Origin of the sequence: Corynebacterium tuingiense (assembly GCF_046718165.1) — a bacterium.
Lineage (GTDB): Bacteria > Actinomycetota > Actinomycetes > Mycobacteriales > Mycobacteriaceae > Corynebacterium.
The window spans coordinates 2336299-2355272 of record NZ_CP177101.1; the positions used below are offsets into that span (position 1 = coordinate 2336299).

Annotated in this window: 16 protein-coding genes and 1 pseudogene; 8 read left to right on the top strand and 9 right to left on the bottom strand. The window is 60.9% G+C overall.

The window, feature by feature from the left end; translation table 11 throughout:
* The first annotated feature begins 13 nt into the window (after positions 1-13).
* Positions 14-1606 (top strand): NAD(P)H-hydrate dehydratase, encoded by a 1593-nt coding sequence (locus ACLI1T_RS11080; RefSeq protein WP_411702690.1) that lies wholly within the window; start codon positions 14-16, stop codon positions 1604-1606.
* Here the strand turns inward: ACLI1T_RS11080 and ACLI1T_RS11085 are convergent.
* Positions 1593-2228 (bottom strand): ABC transporter ATP-binding protein, encoded by a 636-nt coding sequence (locus ACLI1T_RS11085; RefSeq protein WP_411702691.1) that lies wholly within the window; start codon positions 2226-2228, stop codon positions 1593-1595. The genes ACLI1T_RS11080 and ACLI1T_RS11085 overlap by 14 nt on opposite strands.
* Positions 2229-3212, bottom strand: a complete 984-nt coding sequence (locus ACLI1T_RS11090; protein ID WP_411702692.1) for an ABC transporter permease — start codon at positions 3210-3212, stop codon at positions 2229-2231. It abuts the gene before it with no gap.
* 153 nt (positions 3213-3365) lie between these two features.
* On the opposite strand from ACLI1T_RS11090, the gene ACLI1T_RS11095 reads away from it, so the two are divergent.
* The 4 genes from ACLI1T_RS11095 to ACLI1T_RS11110 are packed head-to-tail and all read left to right on the top strand — an operon-like array spanning position 3366 to position 7066.
* Positions 3366-4463 carry a sensor histidine kinase gene (locus ACLI1T_RS11095; protein ID WP_284819431.1) on the top strand — a complete coding sequence of 366 codons (1098 nt, stop codon included), beginning with the start codon at positions 3366-3368 and terminating at the stop codon, positions 4461-4463.
* Positions 4456-5073, top strand: coding sequence for a response regulator (locus tag ACLI1T_RS11100; RefSeq protein WP_284770822.1), 618 nt, complete (start codon positions 4456-4458; stop codon positions 5071-5073). The genes ACLI1T_RS11095 and ACLI1T_RS11100 overlap by 8 nt, the downstream gene beginning before the upstream one ends.
* On the top strand, positions 5073-6056 hold the full coding sequence (locus tag ACLI1T_RS11105; RefSeq protein WP_411702693.1) for an NAD(P)-binding domain-containing protein: 984 nt from the start codon (positions 5073-5075) through the stop codon (positions 6054-6056). The genes ACLI1T_RS11100 and ACLI1T_RS11105 overlap by 1 nt, the downstream gene beginning before the upstream one ends.
* Positions 6057-6091: 35 nt before the next feature.
* The gene (locus ACLI1T_RS11110) at positions 6092-7066 is read left to right on the top strand and encodes an MDR family oxidoreductase (RefSeq protein ID WP_284770821.1); all 975 of its coding nucleotides are present in this window, start codon (positions 6092-6094) and stop codon (positions 7064-7066) included.
* A gap of 87 nt (positions 7067-7153) precedes the next feature.
* Here ACLI1T_RS11110 and ACLI1T_RS11115 read toward each other — a convergent pair whose 3' ends face one another.
* Together ACLI1T_RS11115 and ACLI1T_RS11120 are read right to left on the bottom strand one after the other, a co-directional pair.
* A complete protein-coding gene (locus ACLI1T_RS11115; RefSeq protein ID WP_411703325.1) occupies positions 7154-7309 on the bottom strand; it encodes a hypothetical protein in 156 nt (51 codons plus the stop codon).
* Positions 7310-7354: 45 nt separating this feature from the next.
* A pseudogene (locus ACLI1T_RS11120) lies at positions 7355-7633 on the bottom strand (MarR family transcriptional regulator); the annotation flags it as partial.
* Between the two features lie 275 nt (positions 7634-7908).
* Between ACLI1T_RS11120 and ACLI1T_RS11125 the strand changes: the two are divergent.
* Complete coding sequence (locus ACLI1T_RS11125; protein ID WP_411702694.1) at positions 7909-8547, top strand: hypothetical protein; 639 nt, start codon at positions 7909-7911, stop codon at positions 8545-8547.
* 28 nt (positions 8548-8575) lie between these two features.
* On the opposite strand, the gene ACLI1T_RS11130 is transcribed toward ACLI1T_RS11125, so the two are convergent.
* The 5 genes from ACLI1T_RS11130 to leuS all read right to left on the bottom strand — a co-directional run bounded on the left by ACLI1T_RS11130 (position 8576) and on the right by leuS (position 14423).
* The gene (locus ACLI1T_RS11130) at positions 8576-9142 is read right to left on the bottom strand and encodes an NADPH-dependent FMN reductase (protein WP_349852922.1); all 567 of its coding nucleotides are present in this window, start codon (positions 9140-9142) and stop codon (positions 8576-8578) included.
* 34 nt (positions 9143-9176) lie between these two features.
* On the bottom strand, positions 9177-10190 hold the full coding sequence (gene nrdF, locus ACLI1T_RS11135) for a class 1b ribonucleoside-diphosphate reductase subunit beta (protein ID WP_349837875.1): 1014 nt from the start codon (positions 10188-10190) through the stop codon (positions 9177-9179).
* Positions 10191-10229: 39 nt separating this feature from the next.
* Positions 10230-10703, bottom strand: a complete 474-nt coding sequence (gene nrdI / locus ACLI1T_RS11140) for a class Ib ribonucleoside-diphosphate reductase assembly flavoprotein NrdI (protein WP_349837874.1) — start codon at positions 10701-10703, stop codon at positions 10230-10232.
* Positions 10704-10838: 135 nt separating this feature from the next.
* The gene (locus tag ACLI1T_RS11145; protein ID WP_349868303.1) at positions 10839-11573 is read right to left on the bottom strand and encodes a metal-dependent transcriptional regulator; all 735 of its coding nucleotides are present in this window, start codon (positions 11571-11573) and stop codon (positions 10839-10841) included.
* 3 nt (positions 11574-11576) lie between these two features.
* A complete protein-coding gene (leuS, locus tag ACLI1T_RS11150; protein ID WP_349852925.1) occupies positions 11577-14423 on the bottom strand; it encodes a leucine--tRNA ligase in 2847 nt (948 codons plus the stop codon).
* Between the two features lie 297 nt (positions 14424-14720).
* Here leuS and ACLI1T_RS11155 point away from each other — a divergent pair, with 297 nt between their 5' ends.
* Both ACLI1T_RS11155 and ACLI1T_RS11160 read left to right on the top strand, forming a co-directional pair.
* A complete protein-coding gene (locus tag ACLI1T_RS11155) occupies positions 14721-16274 on the top strand; it encodes an alkaline phosphatase (RefSeq protein WP_411702695.1) in 1554 nt (517 codons plus the stop codon).
* A gap of 113 nt (positions 16275-16387) precedes the next feature.
* On the top strand, positions 16388-18973 hold the full coding sequence (locus tag ACLI1T_RS11160) for a hypothetical protein (protein WP_411702696.1): 2586 nt from the start codon (positions 16388-16390) through the stop codon (positions 18971-18973).
* Position 18974 lies beyond the last annotated feature (1 nt).

An 18974-nucleotide genomic window follows, 5' to 3' on the forward strand; every position in this document is an offset into this window, starting at 1 on the left:
TATAGTGGCGGGCATGCGACCTGCCTATAGTGTATCCGCCGTTCGTTCCGCCGAGTCCGCGCTCCTCGCGCAGCAGAGCCACGATGATGAGCTCATGCGCCTGGCCGCGCGGGGCATTGCCGCCACGGCGAAATCCATGCTGACAGGCCCAGCGCCTCGCCACATCACCATCCTGGCCGGGCCTGGCGGCAATGGCGGCGATGGCCTTTATGCAGGCGCTTTCCTCGCCGAGGAGGGCTATGGCGTCGAAGTAATCCTCGTCGCCGGTTCCGCGCACGACCCAGCGTTTCAGGCCCTTAAGGCCGCCGGAGGAACCATTACTGAGCAACCGCGCGCGAAGGCCACAGGGCTGCTTATTGATGCCGTCGCTGGACTCAACTCCACCCGCGGGCTTAGCGGTGCGGGCCTTGCCGCGTACCGCGCGGCCAAGCAGCACGATATCCCGGTGCTTTCGGTGGATATCCCCTCTGGCATCAATGCCGATACGGGCGTGGCCGCGGAGAACGCCGTCGAGGCAACGATTACCGTGAGCTTCGGTTGGGCGCGCGCCGGCCATATCTTCGCCCCGGAATGCGGCACGGTGGTCCTGTGCGATCTGCACCTGCCCAACGCGCCGCGGTCCTTCGCGGAGGAACTAACGGCTACCGCAGAGCCAGCGGGCTATATCGCCAACGAGCCCACCATCGATCTCCCCTTCCAGTGGCCCGCGGAGCCCGTGCTTGCCGATGTCCACTTGGGCCACGTCACCGCGCCCAAGCCCGTGGGCTGCACAGGGCCCATCGTGGACCCCACTCCCCACGCTTCGAGCACGAAATACACCGGCGGGGTCACCGCTATCTGTGCTGGCAGCAGCGCGTATCCCGGCGCGGGCATCCTGGCGGCTACCGGCGCGGTGCGCGCCACGCCGTCCATGGTGCGGGTGATAGATAACGATGCCGTGGTCCCCCACCTGCCCGAGGTGGTTCCCCACCCGAGCGCCGAGGACAAGGTGCATGCCCAGGCGTGGGTGGTTGGCCCCGGCCGCGGCACCGATGAGGCGGCGGCGCGCGAGCTCCGCACCGTCTTAGATCGCGAGCTGCCCACCATCCTGGATGCCGATGCCCTGACGCTGCTCGCCCAGAGCGCTGAGCTGCGCGATCGAGTCCGCACCCACCCGCGGGTCATCGTTACCCCGCACGCCGGCGAGTTCCGCCGCCTCTACGAGGCCACCTTCGGCCGCGAGCTCGATCTCAGCGAGGGCGTGGGCCCGCGCCAGCGCGAGCTGGCCGAGGACTTGAACTGTTTTATCCTGCACAAGGGCCGGATCACCACGGTAACCGCGCCCGGCCAGGCCATCTATGGGATGAATGCCGGCCACTCTTATGCGGCCACCGCCGGCTCCGGCGACGTTTTATCGGGCATCCTCGGCGCCACCATCGCGCAGGTAGAGCACGAAAAGGCCGATGCCGAGTACATCATCATGGAGATCCTCCACGCCGCCGCCCTACACCAGCACGCGGCCGCCATCGCGGCGCATACCCCCGATGGTTTCGGCATTTGTTCCGCTTCCCAGATTGCCGCGGCGATGCCCCAGTCCATCGCCCGCCTGCTAGTTATGCACCGTTAACGTCCTGCTTGCTCACGCGGCCGTCTTTGACCTCGACCACGTGGTCGGCGAAGGTGAGCAGGGAGCGATCGTGCGTGACCAGCACGGTGGCGGTGTGCATCTCCTGGGTAATATCGCGCAGCAGGCGGATGATTTCCTGGGAAAGGTGGGAGTCGAGGGCGGAGGTGGGTTCATCGGCAAGCAGCAGGTTCGGCTCATCCATCAAGGCGCGCGCGATATTGACGCGCTGGGCCTGACCGCCGGAAAGCTGGCCGATGCGACGATTGCCCATGCCCTTAAGGCCAACGAATTCTAGCAGCTCATCGGCGCGATCCTTGCGCAGCTTGCGCCCGACCATGTGGTCCATGATGAGCAGCTGATCGCGCACCTTGAGCGAGGACAACAGGTTGGACTGCTGGAAGATGATGGAGTTCGTGCCGTTGACCTCGACGGTGCCGGAGTCCGGCGTGATGAGCCCGGCGCCGACGGAGAGCAGCGTGGACTTACCGGAACCGGACTCGCCCACGATTGCGGTGAGGGTATCGGAGTCGGCGCTAAAGGTGGCATCATCAAGCGCCGTAGTAGTCGTCGTGCCGTCCTGGAAGGTGACGGTGGCGTTGCGAATATCAAGGATGGTGGACATTTAGGCATTTCCTCCCAATGCATCGAGGGGGTTGGCTTTGGCTACGCGGCGGGTGGAGACCAGGGCACCGGCCATGCCCAGGATCCAGATGCCGACCGCGGGAATAATGATGGTGCGCACGGATACGTCGAAGGGGACGGTGCCGGAGGCCAGCAGGCCAAGCAGCCAGCCGACGAAAGCGCCGAGGATGGTGCCGGCGGCCAAAATCAGCGCGGCTTGGGCCAGGGCATCGCGCAGCAGGTAGCGCACCGAGGCGCCCAGGGCGCGCAGGATGGAGAGATCGCGGGTGCGCTGCAGGGTCCATACCGTCAGGAAGGCCACGGTGACCAGGGCGGATATGCCGTAGAGGAAGCCCTGCATGGTCAACAGCGAACCGCGTTCTGACTGGTATGCGGGCAGGCCGGAGAAGGAATCAGACATCTCGACCGAACCGGGCACCTCTTCGGAGTGCAGGACAACCGTGCCTACTACGCCCTCTGGGGCATGGCTTACCTTTTGCCAGGTCTGGGTAGATACCCATACCACCGGCGAGTGGGAGAACTGCGTTTCGGCAACGGTGCCCTCTACGGGAAGGTCTACCCCACCGATATTCACGGTGCCGGAGGCTTCAATCGTGTCAGAGAGGACGGCCCCATCTTCTGGGACGGTGGCGTTGGTATTGGGGATGGTCGTACCGGCCGGAAGGCCCATCACGCCTACCGCGCCCTCGCCCTCCAGCTTGGTTTGCGCGGTGCCCAAGGCAATCGCATCCCCGGAAAGATCCTTTTCATGGATCTCTGACTCGTTATAGGCGGGCTCTTCGGTAGAAAAGCTGACGTAGGGGTGATCTTGCGCCACGGCCTCAAGCGCCGAGGTATTTTGCTTGGACAGGCCCTCCGTCAGGCCGGAGAGCATAACCAAAAGCAGGGTGATAAGCGCTACGGTGCCGCCGATGAGCCCGAAGCGGCCGCGCGCTGCGGTGATTTCACGAATAGCTAAGAACATACTTCTATAGTCCCTTTGTGCAGGTCAGAAGTAATCGGCGGCCTAGTTGAACCTCCAGTCAACCAACTGGTTGATCCCTCATCCACCCTCCGGCAGATACTGTAGGAAATTGTGTTTTCTGGACAGAAATTATGGCTCTGGGGCCTACACGCCATGTTCGCGTTTCTGCTGCTTTTCGGCGTGGCCCGCGCCTATATCGATGACCGCTTGGACGCCCGCGCCATCCTTTTGGCCATCGGCCTAGCCGCGGTGTACGCGGCCGAGCGCTGGCTTCCCACCTGGCTCTGGCTCACTGGGCTGTGCCTGCTCTGGTTGGGGCTGATGGTCCACGCGCAGGATTTCATGTGGCTCGAGTTCCCGCTCATCTTCGTCTTCCTGCGCGCCTTGCCCAAGTGGCCAGGCCTTATCTCCATCACGGTGCTGTGGGCGGCGGCCGCCTTCATCCCCGCGTGGCTGCATCCGGATGGCTGGTCCATCGCCGCGGCCATCGGCCCGCTTATCGGCACGACCTTTGCAGCGGGCGTGTTTTATATCCAGCGCCGCTTGCAGGCGGAGGCGGCGCATCACAGGGACATCGCCAAGCAGCTGCAGGAAACCCAGGCGGAGCTTGCAGCCAGCGAGCACCAGGCCGGGCGCCTAGAAGAGCGCGAGCGCCTCTCCCGGGATATCCATGACACCGTGGCCCAGGGGTTGAGCTCCATCCTGCTGCTATCCCGCGCCGCCCGCACGACCGATGACCTAGAGACCAAGGACGAGCAGCTCGCCGTCATCGAGGACACCGCTGGTGAGAACTTGGCCGAGGCCCGTCGCTTCGTCCGCGAGCTCGCCGGTCCCGATGAGCGCCTAGAAACCCAGCTGGATTCCATCCTGTCGCAGATGCGCCGACGCGCGGAGGCTTTGGGCGAGGACACCACCTTTGACCTTGTGGTTTCCGGCAGCGGCAGCGTGCCCAGCGATATCAAGCAAGTGGTTGTGCGCGCCGCGCAGGAGGGCCTTAATAACGTGATCAAGCACGCGCACGCCTCCCGCGGGGTGGTCACCCTGGGCCTTTTTGAGGATGCAGTCACCCTGGACGTCGTGGATAATGGGCACGGTGTAGTTGAGCCCCCGCGCCACGGCGGCGACAGCGGCTTTGGCTTGCAAGGATTGTCCCAGCGCGTGGAGAGCGTCGGTGGCGCCCTGAGCCTCGAATCCGGCGATGGCACCGCCCTTGCCATTAGAATCCCCCTCAAGGAGCAGCCCCATGGTTAATGTCATGCTTATCGATGACCACCCCGTCGTCCGCGCCGGGCTGCGCGCGATACTCAATACCTTTGCCGATGTCCGCGTGGTCATGGAAGGCGATAATGGAGCGGACGTGGACAAGCTCTGTGCCGATGACGCCCCCGAGGTCGACGTCGTGGTCTGCGATATCCAGATGCCGGGCGTCGATGGCATCACCGCCACCAAAAAGCTGACCGAGGCCGGCGGCCCACCCGTGCTCATCCTCACCACCTATGACACCCAGGCCGATATCCTGGCCGCGGTTGAGGCCGGCGCGATGGGATACCTGCTCAAGGATTCGCCCGAAGAAGAGCTGCACGAAGCGGTGCTCAATACCGCCGCGCGCCGGCGCACCCTCGCCCCAGAGGTGGTCAACCTCCTGGCGCAGCGCGTGGGCCAGCCCGAGCAGTCCCTGTCCACGCGCGAGCTGGAGATCCTCCGCGCCCTCGCGACCGGCTCCTCCAATAAGGAACTAGCCAACCAGCTCTTCATTTCTGAGGCCACCGTGAAGACGCACCTCATTCACATTTATCAGAAGCTGGGCGTAGATACCCGCACTGCCGCGGTAACCGTGGCCCGAGAACGAAAGCTCATTTAATGCTGGACTGCATCGTCATCGGTGCCGGGCAAGCGGGCCTGGCCACCAGCTATTACCTGCGCAAAAAGGGACTCGACTTCCAGATCCTCGATGCCGAGCCCTCCCCCGGCGCGGCCTGGCGCCACGCGTGGCCGTCGCTCACGCTATTTAGCAATAGCGCCTCCTCCAACCTGCCCGGCTGGCCGATGCCCCACCACGAGGGTTTCCCGCCCGCCAGCCACGTCATCGATTACTTCGCCCGCTACGAGCAGCGCTATGACCTTCCCGTACGCCGGCCGGTGTGGGTCCAGGAAGTCACCCACGATGGCGAGAACTTTCATGTCCCCACCGATGACGAACACCTCACCGCGCGCACGGTGGTGGCAGCCACGGGCACGTGGTCCTCGCCGTTTATCCCCTACTACCCCGGCTCCTTTGCCGGGCGGCAGTGGCACTCGGCGGTCTACCCCGGGCCCGATCCCTTTCGCGGTGAGTCCGTCGCCGTTGTTGGGGCAGGCAATTCCGGGGCCCAGATTGCCGCAGAGCTCGTGCTCTCCGGCGTAGAGACCACGTGGTTTACGGCAAAGCCGCCGCGGTGGATGCCCGATGACGTCGACGGCCGCGTGCTTTTCCAGCGCAACCGCGCCCGCCTCAACGCCATGATGCGGGGCGAGCCCGATCCCGGCGCGGATACCAACTTGGGCGATATTGTCGTCGTTCCTCCCGTCAAACGCGCCCGCGATGAGGGCTTGCTCGAGGCCTCCCCCATGTTCTCTAACCTCGATGAGGTGAAGGCAGATCACCTCATCTGGTGCACCGGGTTCCGCCCAGCGCTGGGTCCTTTCCGCGCGCTTCTCGATGGCCGCACCCCCACCGTCGAGGGCCTCTTCCTCGTCGGCTACGGAACCTGGACGGGCCCCGGTTCCGCAACCATTACCGGGGTGAGCCCCTTTGCCAAGCAGACCGCGGGGGACATCGCCAAGCTCTGCTCCCCCGACCTTTAGCCGCCCAAAAATGGTTGCATCACAATTCACGTATCATGGTGAGCATGAGCACGCTACTTGTTACCCGTAACGAAGACAAATCCGTCACCACCTCCTTTGAGGAAGGGGAATTCCTCGGCGAGGGTGACCTGACCGTTGACGTCTCTTATTCCTCGCTGAACTACAAGGACGCGATGGCGATTACCGGCGATCCCGGCGTCGTCCGCACCAACCCGCTGGTGCCCGGTATCGACGTGGTCGGCACTGTATCCGAGTCCAACGTGCAGCGCCTGCCGGTAGGCACCCTCGTTGCCTCCTTCGGCGATGGCCTTGGCGAATTCCGCCACGGCGGCTACACCCCGAAGCAGCGCGTCAATTCCCGCGCCACCGTTGCCCTGCCAGCAGATTTCACCGCGGAGCAGGCCGCTGCCGTCGGTACTGCCGGCTACACCGCGGCGCTGTGCGTTAACTCGCTGCGCGGGCTTCCCGAGGGCCCCGTCCTCGTCACCGGCGCCACCGGCGGCGTCGGCTCCATCGCCGTCAACCTTCTGCGCAATGCCGGCTACGAGGTCCACGCCATGACCGGCCGCCCCGACGATTACGCCAACTACCTCCACGAGCTCGGCGCGCACGAGATCATCGATCGCGCCGAATTCACCGAACCGGGCAAGCCCCTGCAAAAGGCCATCTACGCCGGCGCCGTGGATACCTCCGGCTCCCAGGAGCTGGCAAACGTCTTGGCCCGTACCAAGTGGGGCGGCACCGTTGCCGCTACCGGTATGGCAAGCGGCCCTGACCTGCCCGCCACCGTGATGCCCTTCATCCTGCGCAACGTGCACCTGGCTGGCGTGAACTCCGTCGATGCCCCACTGCACTATCGCCAGAATGCTTGGCAGCTCCTCGCCCGCACCTTGGACTTGTCCATCTTGGAGTCCTTGACCAATACCCTTCCACTGGAAGATGCGGTGGAGGAAGCACAATCGCTCATCAACGGCAGCCACCACGGCCGCACGGTGCTGAAGATTTCCTAAGGCCTAAGCCCTTTAGGGCCTACAGCCACAAAGGCACCCCGTCACTCCTGGCGGGGTGCCTTTTCTGTGCGCCGGGGCTCTTGGATCCTAGGCATCGCCCGCCAAGTGCCGCGTAATCTTCCTCGAGATGGATCCCAGCAGCCGCAGCTCCTCTTCCGTCAGGACAGAAACCACCTTTTCATCTACTTTAGCGGTATGACTGCCCAAGGCTGCGGTGAATGCTTCCTCACCTATTTTCGTCACTGTGACTTCAATAGCCCGGGGTCCTAGCTCCTCCGCGTGCCGCCTTGAAACCAAATCGCGCCGCTCCATCCGGACAAGCTGTCGGTGTAGCCGCGATTTCTCCCACCCAAGTTCCGCGGCCAACTCATGCGGCCGGGTGCTCTGCCCACGGCGGCGCTGCAGGACGGCCAGCACCGCATAGTCGGCCTCACTTACATTCGCGGCTACCTGCAACTCGTGAGTTAACTCCTTGTGCAGCGCCCGCTGCATCGCTACGAAGTCCGCCCACGCTGCACTTTCTACTGGGCGCACAGTATCTCCCTTAAGCTTTGACTTAAATAGCATTATATACTGCGCAGTTGATTACTCAACTATGGATTAATGAACAGGGTTGATCCATCAACCCCTACCGTTTTTAGATGTACTGGATCAGGTTTACCAATAATCCATGTAAACTATACTTTTGCTAAGTTAATCGCATATACTTCGCTTTTCATAACCTATTTATAGGTTCAATAGTGTACTGGATATTATCCATTATTAGGTATAGCGAATTACCCAGCGGCGTTTTTGGTCGCCTGCAACTCCGGTCAGGCAGCCGGCTGTCTATGATGGCGGGCATGGATAAACTTTTTAGTACCTGCGGCTTCGATTTCCTGGACACCGAGGAACTCATCGCGGAACTACCCGCAAAGCGGACCTTGTGGGATGCACCTGCTTTTGATCAAGTGATGTACTACGCGGATCCCTCCGGCATCGCCGTCACGGCGATGGAGTACGAGGGAGAGTGGACCGTTTTGCCGTCGTTCCGGGGTGGAGAAGACGCGGAGGCAACGCTATATCGCGCCATGCCTTTTATTGGCATCTTAGAAATGGAAGGTCTCCGATGGGCGGTGCTTAGCGATGCCCCCTTTACGCTTCCCACCGGAAACCCCGTGGGCGGCGAAAAACTGCGCGGCCGAGTGCGGCCCGCAGTCGTTGCGCTGGACTATGAATTAACGGAACCGGCGGAGTTTTCGCTGCGATCCCCAGCCACGGAACGGTTTTATCAAAACTACAAGCCCAGCCTTCTCAATCCGCAGGTCGAGGTAGCGGGCACCGTGAACAATGTCGAGAAAAAGACCAATGAGTTTGGGGGAGGGGAGTTCTGGGTATGCGAAATCGACGGGCTCCCGCTCATCGTTGATGCCCCAATTGAAGCAGGCCAGGGAATCCGGGTGCACGGCATAGCGCTCTGCGCGACGGAATACTGGGATTAACCGCCTCGCTGCTAGGAAGAGGTAGCTCCTAGTGTTGCGGAGCTGCAGGTACCAGCGCTAAAAGACGCTCGAGGTAGTCCCGCACGAAATCAATCGTGCTGGTTGGCTCGATCTTTCCATCCTCGCCGATGAGCTGGGGAGAATTGCCCAAGAATACCTCGGGCTGACCGGGCATCGGCATATCGAAGTAGGACAGGGCTAGGCGCACATTCTTGTGGGAAGAATAACCACCCATGCGGCCAACGGAGTGGCTGATGATGCCAGCTGGCTTATTTTTCCAGGCGACATCGGAATTGGGCTTGGACCCAATATCGATGGCATTTTTTAAACACGCCGGGATGGTCCGGTTATTCTCGCTGGTCACGAACAAAATGGCATCCGCTTCCTTAATTGCTTTACGGAAATCGGTGTACTCTTCCGGCGTGGGTTTATCCTCCACGCCAGGATCGTCGTAGTCGAAATCATAAAGCGGGAGTGTGCGCAGGTCATAGCGCTGGCACTCTACGTGCTCAGGGACCAGTTCCATGGCATGGTTGGCGATCTTCTTCGCGATGCTTTCCCGCCGTAGGCTGCCGACGAGTACAAGAAGTTTCATGATGTGTGTCCTTTCGTGTGGAGACTTGTTGGTTTTAGAAATCCCAGTCGGCATCGGAGGTCTCTACGGCTTTGCCGATGATATAAGAGGAGCCCGACCCCGAAAAGAAGTCGTGGTTTTCATCCGATCCTGGCGTGAGTGCCGCAAGGATCTTCGGGTTGACCTGGCATTCCTCGTACGGGAAGAGGTTGGGATAGCCCAGATTCATCAGGGCTTTATTGGCGTTATAACGCACGAACGTAGCAACATCATCCATAAGCCCGTATGGTTCATAGAGCTCGCCGGAATAGCGCATCTCCAGGCCATAGAGCTTGCGCACCAGGTCAAAGGTAAATTCCCGCATTTCTTCGCGGCGAGCTTCCGTGGCGTGGTCTAGTCCTCGCTGGAACTTGTATCCGGAGTAGTAGCCGTGGACCGCCTTATCCCGCAGGATGAGCCTGATCATGTCAGCGGTATTGGTCAGCTTCCCGTGCACGCTAAAGTGCAGTGGAAGATAGAAGCCCGCGTACAGCAGCAACGAGGATAAGAGGGTAGAGGCAACCTTGCGCTTTAGTGGGTCGTCGCCGTAGTAATGCACCATCACACTGGTAGCGCGCTGCTGCAATACTGGGTTATCCACGGCCCACGCATAGGATTTTTCGATCTCTTCGGTGCTGGCCAGGGTGGAAAAGATGGACGAATAGCTCCGCGCGTGCACCGCCTGCATGAAGGCGATATTGGTATAAACGGCCTCCTCATGTTCCGTCCGAGCATCTTGAATCTGGCTAATTTCGCCAACGGTAGCCTGCACGGTATCCAGTAGCGTCAACCCGGTAAAGACCCGGATGGTGAGGTCGCGTTCGGCTGGGTCCATGCGCGACCAGTCATTGCGGTCATTGGAAAGCGGGACCTTCTCCGGCAGCCAGAAATTCGAGGTCAGACGGTTCCATACCTCCAAGTCCTTGTCATCCCAGATGCGATTCCAGTTCACTGGGCGCAGCGGCGTGGAGGCATCGTGACGAAAATGCGGCGGGGTTTGGGATCGCTCAATGAGCTCTTGATATTTCATCGGTATTTTCTCTTTTCTTTGTCTTCGCGGCCCTAGCCGTCAGGCAATGGACGCGTGGGCGGTGGGGTAGAGGTGGTGCGCAAAGAAGTCCTGCAACCCTTCCCGTACGCGGGCAACATCGCGGTCGGTGCCGAGCAGCTCAAAGCGGTAGAGCTCAGGCACCCCGCACTTTCGGGCTATCTGTGGCCCGGCGCAGCAATACGCCTCACCAAAATTGGTATTTCCAGAGGTGATGACGCCGCGCAGGAGCGCGCGATTTTCCGGAACGTTGAGGAATTGGCGCACCTGCACCGGAATCGCCGCCTTGATATTGCCGCCACCGTAGGTCGGGACGATGAGCACAAAGGGCTCGGTGACATAGAGCATTCCTTCGCGCTTCGGCCGCAATGGAATGCGTGCCGCCGGAAAGCCCAGTTTGTGGACGAATCGGCGGGTATTTTCACTGACCGAGGAAAAATACACAAGATTAGCGGCGGTCTTAGTACCGCACGCTGGCGTCGAGGCTGTAGTCATCTCGCTCCTTAGTGGCTGCGCCGAGGCGCACTTTCTGCTTCAACTACAGATCTAACGTACTTTTAACTACGTCGCAACTAACCACCATTGACATGCGTAAATACCCTTCCCTTCAGAAGGGAAGGGGCAGGAAAATTACATGCGCACCCACACGGCGCGGGCTGCGTGCGAGCTCAAAGAAAACGCCGCGGAATATTCGTTCTGGGCATTCTCGTTCTGGCTGCCCTCTACGCGCAGTGCCATCCCGCCGGAATAAGGTTGGCTATCCCGCACGCTCACGACAGCGCCGATGATCAGGTTATTCTCGCTAAAAAAGCGCAGCAGATCGGCATCTGCATCACTGATCCGATCGACTACGCCGGCCTCACCGGGCTCTAAATCGCTGAGTTTGCGCAGATCTCCTGGCTCGGACGCGGGGGTCGCGGCGTAGTCTGCGGGGTAGTCACCCGTGGCGCTAGGAATAGGGTCTCCATGCGGATCGCGGTGCGGGAACCCCAGTTCAGCGTCTATGCGCTCCAAAAAGAAGTCAGAGACGCAGTGCTCTAATTGCTCAGCCTCCGCGTGGACCTGGTCCCAGCGGTAATGCAGGGATTCCACCAGGAAGGTCTCGATGAGGCGGTGCCGCCGCACCATGGCAAGGGCAAAGGCACGCCCCTCGGTGCTCAGCCCGATGGCACCATAAGGCGTATGGGTGACGAGGCCCTTTTTCTCTAGCCGCCGCACCGCATCCGACGCGCTGGAGAGCCTAACGCCTATGTGCTGGGCGAGCATCTTCACCGTCACGGGCTCGTCGTGCCATTCGCCCAACTTAAACAGGGCCTTGAGGTAGTCCTGATTGGACGGCGAGAGGCCCGAGACGTCCACGCTCATTGGTTACTTAACCACCAGGTTCACCATCCGGCCGGGAACGTAGATCTTCTTCACCACGTTCTTGCCGGAGGTAAGGTCGGCCACCTTGGCATCGGCAAAAGCAGCCTCGAATACGGCGTCTTGGTCAGCATCGGCCGCGACGTTGATGCGGGACTTAACCTTGCCGTTGATCTGCACTGGCACCTGGATCTCATCATCTACCAGGTATTTCTCCTCAAAGGAGGGGAGTGGCTCGTAGGTGATGGTCTCATCGTGGCCAAAGCGCTGCCACAGTTCCTCTGCAATGTGCGGGGCGATGGGGGAGACCAGCTGGGCAATGGGCTCTACAGCCGCGCGCGGCGCTTCGGTGCGGTAGGTCTTGGTCAGGTAGTTGACGTACTCGATGAGCTTGGCCACGACCGTGTTCAGGCGCAGGTTCTCATAATCATCGCGCACGCCCGCGATGGTGCGGTGCAGCTGCTTCAGATCATCCTGGGTGAGCTCGGCATCGGTAGTTGCCAACTCACCGGTGTCCTCATTGATGGCTAGGCGCCACAAGCGCTGCAGGAAGCGCTGCGAACCGACGACGTCCTTGGTCGCCCACGGGCGGGAGGTATCCAGCGGGCCCATGGACATCTCGTACACGCGCAGGGTATCGGCGCCAAAGTCGCGGCAAATATCGTCCGGGGCCACGGCGTTTTTCAGGGACTTGCCCATCTTGCCGTACTCCTGGTTAACCTCTTCGCCGTTGTAGTAAAACTTGCCGTCCTTTTCCTCTACCTCCGTGGCAGGGACATACACGCCGCGGGAATCGGTATAGGCGTAGGCCTGAATGTAGCCCTGGTTGTACAGGCGGCGATACGGCTCCTGCGAGCTGACAAAGCCCAGGTCAAAGAGCACCTTGTGCCAGAAGCGGGCGTAGAGCAGGTGCAGCACGGCGTGCTCGACGCCGCCGACGTACAGATCCACACCACCCGGATCGTTCTCGCCGTGCTCATCTGGGCGCGGGCCGGTCCAGTAGCGCTCGTTTTCGATATCGCAGAATGCCTCACTATTGCGGGGATCGATATAGCGCAGCTGGTACCAGGAAGAACCCGCCCATTGGGGCATAACGTTGGTATCGCGGTAGTAGGTCTGCGGGCCATCGCCCAAGTCCAGCTCTACCTCTACCCAGTCGCGGACCTTGGCCAGCGGTGGCTGCGGCTCCGAGTCCTTGTCTTCTGGGTCGAAGGAGGCCGGCTTGTAGTCTTCCACCTCGGGCAGCTCAACCGGCAGCATCGACTCTGGCAGCGGATGAGCCATACCGTCCTTGTCGTAAACGATGGGGAAGGGCTCGCCCCAGTAGCGCTGGCGGGCGAAGAGCCAGTCGCGCAGCTTGTACTGAATCTTGCCGCGGCCGGAGCCGTCCTTTTCCAGCCATTCGATGGCCTCGGCGATGGCCTCCGCCTTATTCAGGCCATTGAGGTCCAAGCCCTTATCGTTGGCGGAGTTTACCAACGCGCCGTCCTCGGTCCAGGCTTCTTCCTCGATATTGCCGCCGGAGACGACCTCCGTAATCGGCAGGCCAAAGGCTTGGGCAAACTCATAGTCACGCGTATCGTGCGCGGGAACGGCCATGATGGCGCCGGTACCGTAACCGGTCAGTACGTAGTCCGCGATGAAGATCGGGATGCGCTTGCCGGAGACCGGGTTGGTGGCATAGGTGCCCAGGAATACGCCGGTCTTTTCCTTGTTTTCCTGGCGCTCCAGGTCCGACTTCGCTGCGATATCCGCGCGGTAGGACTCGACAGCTTCCTTCGGGTCATCGTTGCCGTAGGTCCAGCGCTCATCCACGTCATCGTCGTAAGGAATGGGGGACAAGAGGGCATCGACAAGCTCATGTTCCGGTGCCAAGACCACGTATTCCGCGCCAAAGAGCGTATCTGGGCGCGTGGTAAACACGTCGATGCCGTAGCCTTCCGCGGGGAAGGTTACCTCCGCACCGCGGGAGCGACCGATCCAGTTGCGCTGCATGGACTTGACCTTCTCCGGCCAATCCAACAGCTCCAGATCATCGAGCAGGCGATCCGAATACGCGGTAATGCGCATCATCCACTGGGACAGGTTCTTGCGGAATACCGGGAAGTTGCCGCGCTCAGACTTGCCCTCCGCGGTGACCTCCTCGTTGGCCAAGACGGTGCCCAAGCCCGGGCACCAGTTCACCGTGGAGTTGGACAGGTAGACCAGGCGGAACTCATCGACGGCCTGGGCCTTCTCCTGCGCGGACAAGTCCTCGTAGTAGCGCCCGTCCTTGGTGGTGCGCTTATTGGCCTCCAATTCCTTGATGAGCTCAGCAATGGGGCGGGCCTTTTGCTGCTCTTCATCGAACCAGGAGTTATAAATCTGCAGGAAGATCCACTGGGTCCACTTAAAGAACTCTGGATCCGTGGATTCCACCGAGCGGCGCGGATCGTGGCCCAAGCCCAGCATTCCCAGCTGGCGGCGCATATTGTCGATATTGGCCATCGTGGTGGTCCGCGGGTGCGTACCGGTCTGGATGGCGTACTGCTCGGCCGGCAAACCGAAGGCATCGTAGCCCATGGTGTGCAGCACGTTCTTGCCCAGCATGCGGTTATAGCGGGCATAAGTATCGGTGGCGATATAACCAAACGGGTGCCCCACGTGCAGGCCCGCACCGGAAGGGTAGGGGAACATGTCCTGCACGTTGAGCTTTTCCTTGGGCAGCTCGCCCGCACCCGTGGCTAGCGAACCGACCGGGTTGGGCGCGTTAAAGGTCTCGTGGTCCTTCCAATACTGCTGCCAAGTCTTTTCGATTTGGTTCGCCAGCTCAGGGGTGTAGCGGTACGACGTGGAATCGCTCGGTTTAATCATAAACACACAGTGTAATAGCCCCAGCCCGGCGCGGGGTAGGCAGAGGTGGGTTTTGCTTCACTAATCCGGCACCGGGCTGGCACTCTGGCGGTGACGAAGGGGGAGTGGGGCAAGGACTAAGGCCCGCCACGAGATGTTCCGGCGGTGTTTAGGAGCTATTAACGCCCAGTTCCTTTCATGGTTAAATCACGCTTTTATCTTCAATTCAAGGCTTTGCACCCAACCATGTTTGGGTCATTTCTCTCTTGCTCGCAAGGCCACCATCTCTTCATCTCTCACTTCCACAAAGGACAATTCATGCGTACCTCTCTCCGCATTGGCACCGCTGCCGTAGCCGCAACCGTGGCTACCGCTGGCGCAATTGCCCCAGCCACCGCCGCCGAATCCCAGGGCCCAAAGAACATCATCTACATGATTGGTGATGGCATGGGCTACGGCCACGTGGCATTTAATAACCTCTACGAAACCGGCCAGTCCAAATACCTGGTCGATGGCGCATTTAGCGCCGAAGGCCCAGAAGAACTCGACGGCGCATCCGTGCAGCGCTTCGAGGACTTCAACCGCCTGTCCATGACCACCTACCCCAATGGCTCTTCCTACGACCCACAAAAGGCGTGGGCAACCCACGAGTACGTGGATGAGGGATACACCGATTCCTCTGCCGCCGGCACCGCCATGTCCACCGGTGTGAAGACCGATAACGGCAAGCTTGGCGTTAATGATTACGGCCACGAGCAGGAAAACACCTCCGAGCGCGCCAAGAAGGCCGGAAAGTCCGCCGGCGTGGTCTCCTCCGTGCCGTTTAGCCACGCCACCCCAGCTGCCTGGGCCGCGCACAATATCTCCCGCAATAACTACCAAGAGATTGCGGAGGAGATGTTCAACTCTGACCTCGATGTCATCATGGGCTCCGGCCACCCGTTCTATGACGATGACAACAAGAAGCAAGATGAGGCCAAGTACAAGTACCTGTCTGAAAAGGTCTTCAACAAGCTATCGTCCGGGGAGTCCGACTGGAACTACGCCGAAACCAAGGAGCAATTTGAGGCCTTGGCCCAAGGTGATGTCGCGGCGGGGGAGAAGTACTTCGGCCTGGCGCCTGTGGCCTCTACCTTGCAGCAGGCACGCTCCGGCGAGTCCACAGTGCCTTATGACACTCCGTTCAACGATGTCGTGGATCTTCCCACCATGACCACCGGCGCCCTCAATGCACTGGGCCAAAATGACGAGGGCTTCCACGTCATGATCGAAGGCGGTGCCATCGACTGGAGCGGCCACGGCAACGAATCCGCCCGCGATATCGAAGAGGTACAGGACTTCAATAAGTCCGTCGATGCCGCCATCGACTGGGTAGAAGAAAACTCCTCCTGGGATGAGACCCTGCTAGTCGTTACCGCTGACCACGAAACGGGATACCTCTCCGGTGCCAATGAGCGCTCTGAGGGCAAGTTCAACTCCATGAACGGTGGCGGCAGCAACACCCTGCCCTCTGGCCACCAGTGGTACTCCACGCAGCACACCAACCAGCTCGTCCTATTCTTCTTCAAGGGCGCTGGCTCTAAGGCCCTTCGCGCGAAGGCCACCCACACCGACCCCGTGCGCGGTGACTACATCGATAACACCACCTTGGCCAAGCTCACCCTGAATGAATGGTGGGTCAAGCACGATGACCAGGGCAGCAACGACAACGCCGACGCCGGTGACGGTGACGGCTCCTCCAAGAGCGGGCTCCTCGCCGGTATCGCGGGCGCCGGTATCGCGTCGCTGGCTATCGGGGCCATTGCCTTCTTGGCCCAGCAGCTGGGCATCATCACCATCAACCCGAATGCTTGGCGGAACTTCTTCCACTAATCCAGGCGATTAATCTCGCGCAAAGGCTTTCACTTCCACGGTGGTGAAAGCCTTCTTATTGCCTTCTGCCTGCAGAATCCACATCTTTTCAAAAATGATCTAGGCTGGTGTAAATGAGCCAGGAGAAGTTTCGTAGCCAGCTATCATCTTTTCTAGACGCGGCGGTATTTCAGGGGGTTCCGCATCTTCGCCTCTCGCCGGATACCGATACTTTAGAGCTTTACCTGCCAGCCGTGAGCGCGGCTTATGAACCAGAAGACCCCCAATGGACCGTGACCACACAGTTGCTGGACGGCACGGAGGTCACCCGCAAGTTTTATTACGTCGCCGGTGAAGAACCTGGCCTGTGGGTGTCCATGCCACAGCCCTTTACCCACCTTGCCGTTACGTTTGCGGAGCAGACGCTGGAGTTTGCGGGTATTGCCAATGGCGGCCTGCTACTTGATTCCACACACCGGCCCGTCGATAGCACGCAGCCCATCGCGCAGGGCGCATATACCTTCATCGCACCGACCGGCACGCAGCTAACCCCCGCCCCGGATAACCAGCCGCGCCCGCATGGCGCGTGGGAAGGCTGGTCCATCTTTGAGGTAGCGGCACAAGATTCCTTCTCCATTGCGGTACCGCGCCAGGACAAGGCCACCATCACCGTCGCGGAAGGCGCGGATTTCTCCTGGGATATGGCGGTCAAGTCCCTGCCCAACGCGCGCGGGCTGGACGGCGAGCTGGTGTACACGAAATCCCCACGCCTCTTGGTCAATACCCCACTGCACCTGCAGCTGACCTATGTCCCCATCGGTGGGGAAGAGGAGGAAATCTTAGAAGATGAGCTGCCGGAGGGAATCCATGAGGTTCTACCCGGTGACGTATTCGAAGACCCCTGGGTGGGCCGGTACCGCTTTAGCCTGTACAAGGGCGAGGAGCTTGTCGATGTCCTCTATCTCAACTTTGCCGAAACCCTCCACATGCGCTCCAAGAACGAGGGACCCCGCGGCACCAACTTCCGCTTCATTGATGCGCTGGGGAACCTCTCACCGTTTAGCTATGCGCTTGCCTCGTCCCCCGATAAGCCCATTCACATGGAAAAGGGCCAGCGCGTATTTGGGGAAGACGAATCGGTGCGCGAGGAGACCATCAGCAGCGAGGCCGGCTACGAGCTGACCTTTGAGGTCATCCCGGCGACCATCCGCACGCGCGTGAAGCGCACCGCGGCCGAGCCCGTGGATTATATGGATAAGCAGGTCATCCTGGCGGATCAGCTGGATGCGGATGCACTGTTTACGGTGCACTCGCCGGAGCCACTGCCGCTGGCAAAATTCGTGGTCATTGATAAGAACCAGAAGATCCGGGATCTCGTTACCGCCAATGGTTCGACGGAGGCGACGACCACGCTCTCCGTCCCGAATCGCGCCCTCAAGGCCGCGCTGACCAAGAAGTCCTCGCTGGAGCTCTACCTCCTGTGGTCCACGCTGTCCTATGAGGAGTACCTGGAGGGCCTGCCGGATAAGGAGCGCGCGGCGCACCTCAAGCGCAGCATGGACCGTCGCGTGATGGAATACGAGGCAACCGCGGCAAGCGACCTGATCTATGCCGCCATCGCCACGGTGCGCAAGGCGCCACTGGTGGCGCGCGCCACCATCGAAGATGGCATCTTGATACCCGAGCAAACCCACGAAGAGGAAGTGGAGCTTTTGGCCTGGGCGTGGCCGCTCGGCAACCCCGCCAGCGAACCGCTGCCCTTGGAGCCGGTGGAGGAGGGCTTCGAGTTACCGGAGGAATTACACGAGGCTGGCGATCTCATCGTGGACTTCCGCGAGGATGAACCGGCCAGCGATCTCGCCGCCCCGCAGTACCCACCGGCAAGCTCGCTTATCATCTTCCACGACGGCGAGAGCGAGAATACCGCCGGCACGTGGGAGAACTATGCCGCCCTGCGCCGCCTCGCTCCCAAGGCCAAGGAGACCTTCGAGGGCGTTATCAAGAACATCGAAGCTGATCCGCGCGCCAGCCTTGATGCGCTCATGCAGGTCGACTTCGAACGCGGCCAGCGCATGCGCGCGTTGGTGCGCACGGGCCTGATTACCCGTTCCTTTAGCAGCGATGGGGAAGAGGCCGCGGAACCTTCTTCCGTGCTCGCCGCGCTTGCCGATGCCAACCAGGCCCACGTGGAACACTCCGGCTCCCCCTCGCTGTGGCGCACGGCCACCACGGGCGTAGACGATGTCACCCGCCCCATGCTGCTCATGAGCGCCACCGGCGAGGCCCCAACGCCTGCAACGGACAGCGCGCAGTTATGCGATGACGCCCACCGCATCGCCGCGCTGCGCGAGTGCTTCGATAACGACTTGGCACTGACCCGCCTGGGGACCATGTCCAACCTGCGCACTACCGCGCTGCAATTGCGCGTGACGCTGCAACAATTGGGCGTAGATAAGTCGGTATTGCACACACTGCTCGCCCTGGACGCCTTTGGGGATGGAAACACGGATCTTGGCGGCTCCGCCTGGATGCCGTTTATTTCCTATGTCTTTGCCATTGCCGCACGTGGGGTGGCCAATGGGAAGCTGACGGATGCGGCCGTGGCCTCCGCGCTAGATAATGCCCTCCCGCAGCTCGCGGAGGCGGTCTCGCTGGCTCCGGAGCTGTTTTACCGGGATATTCTCACTGCAGAGGCCCTTACCCGCGACTACAGTGACTGAT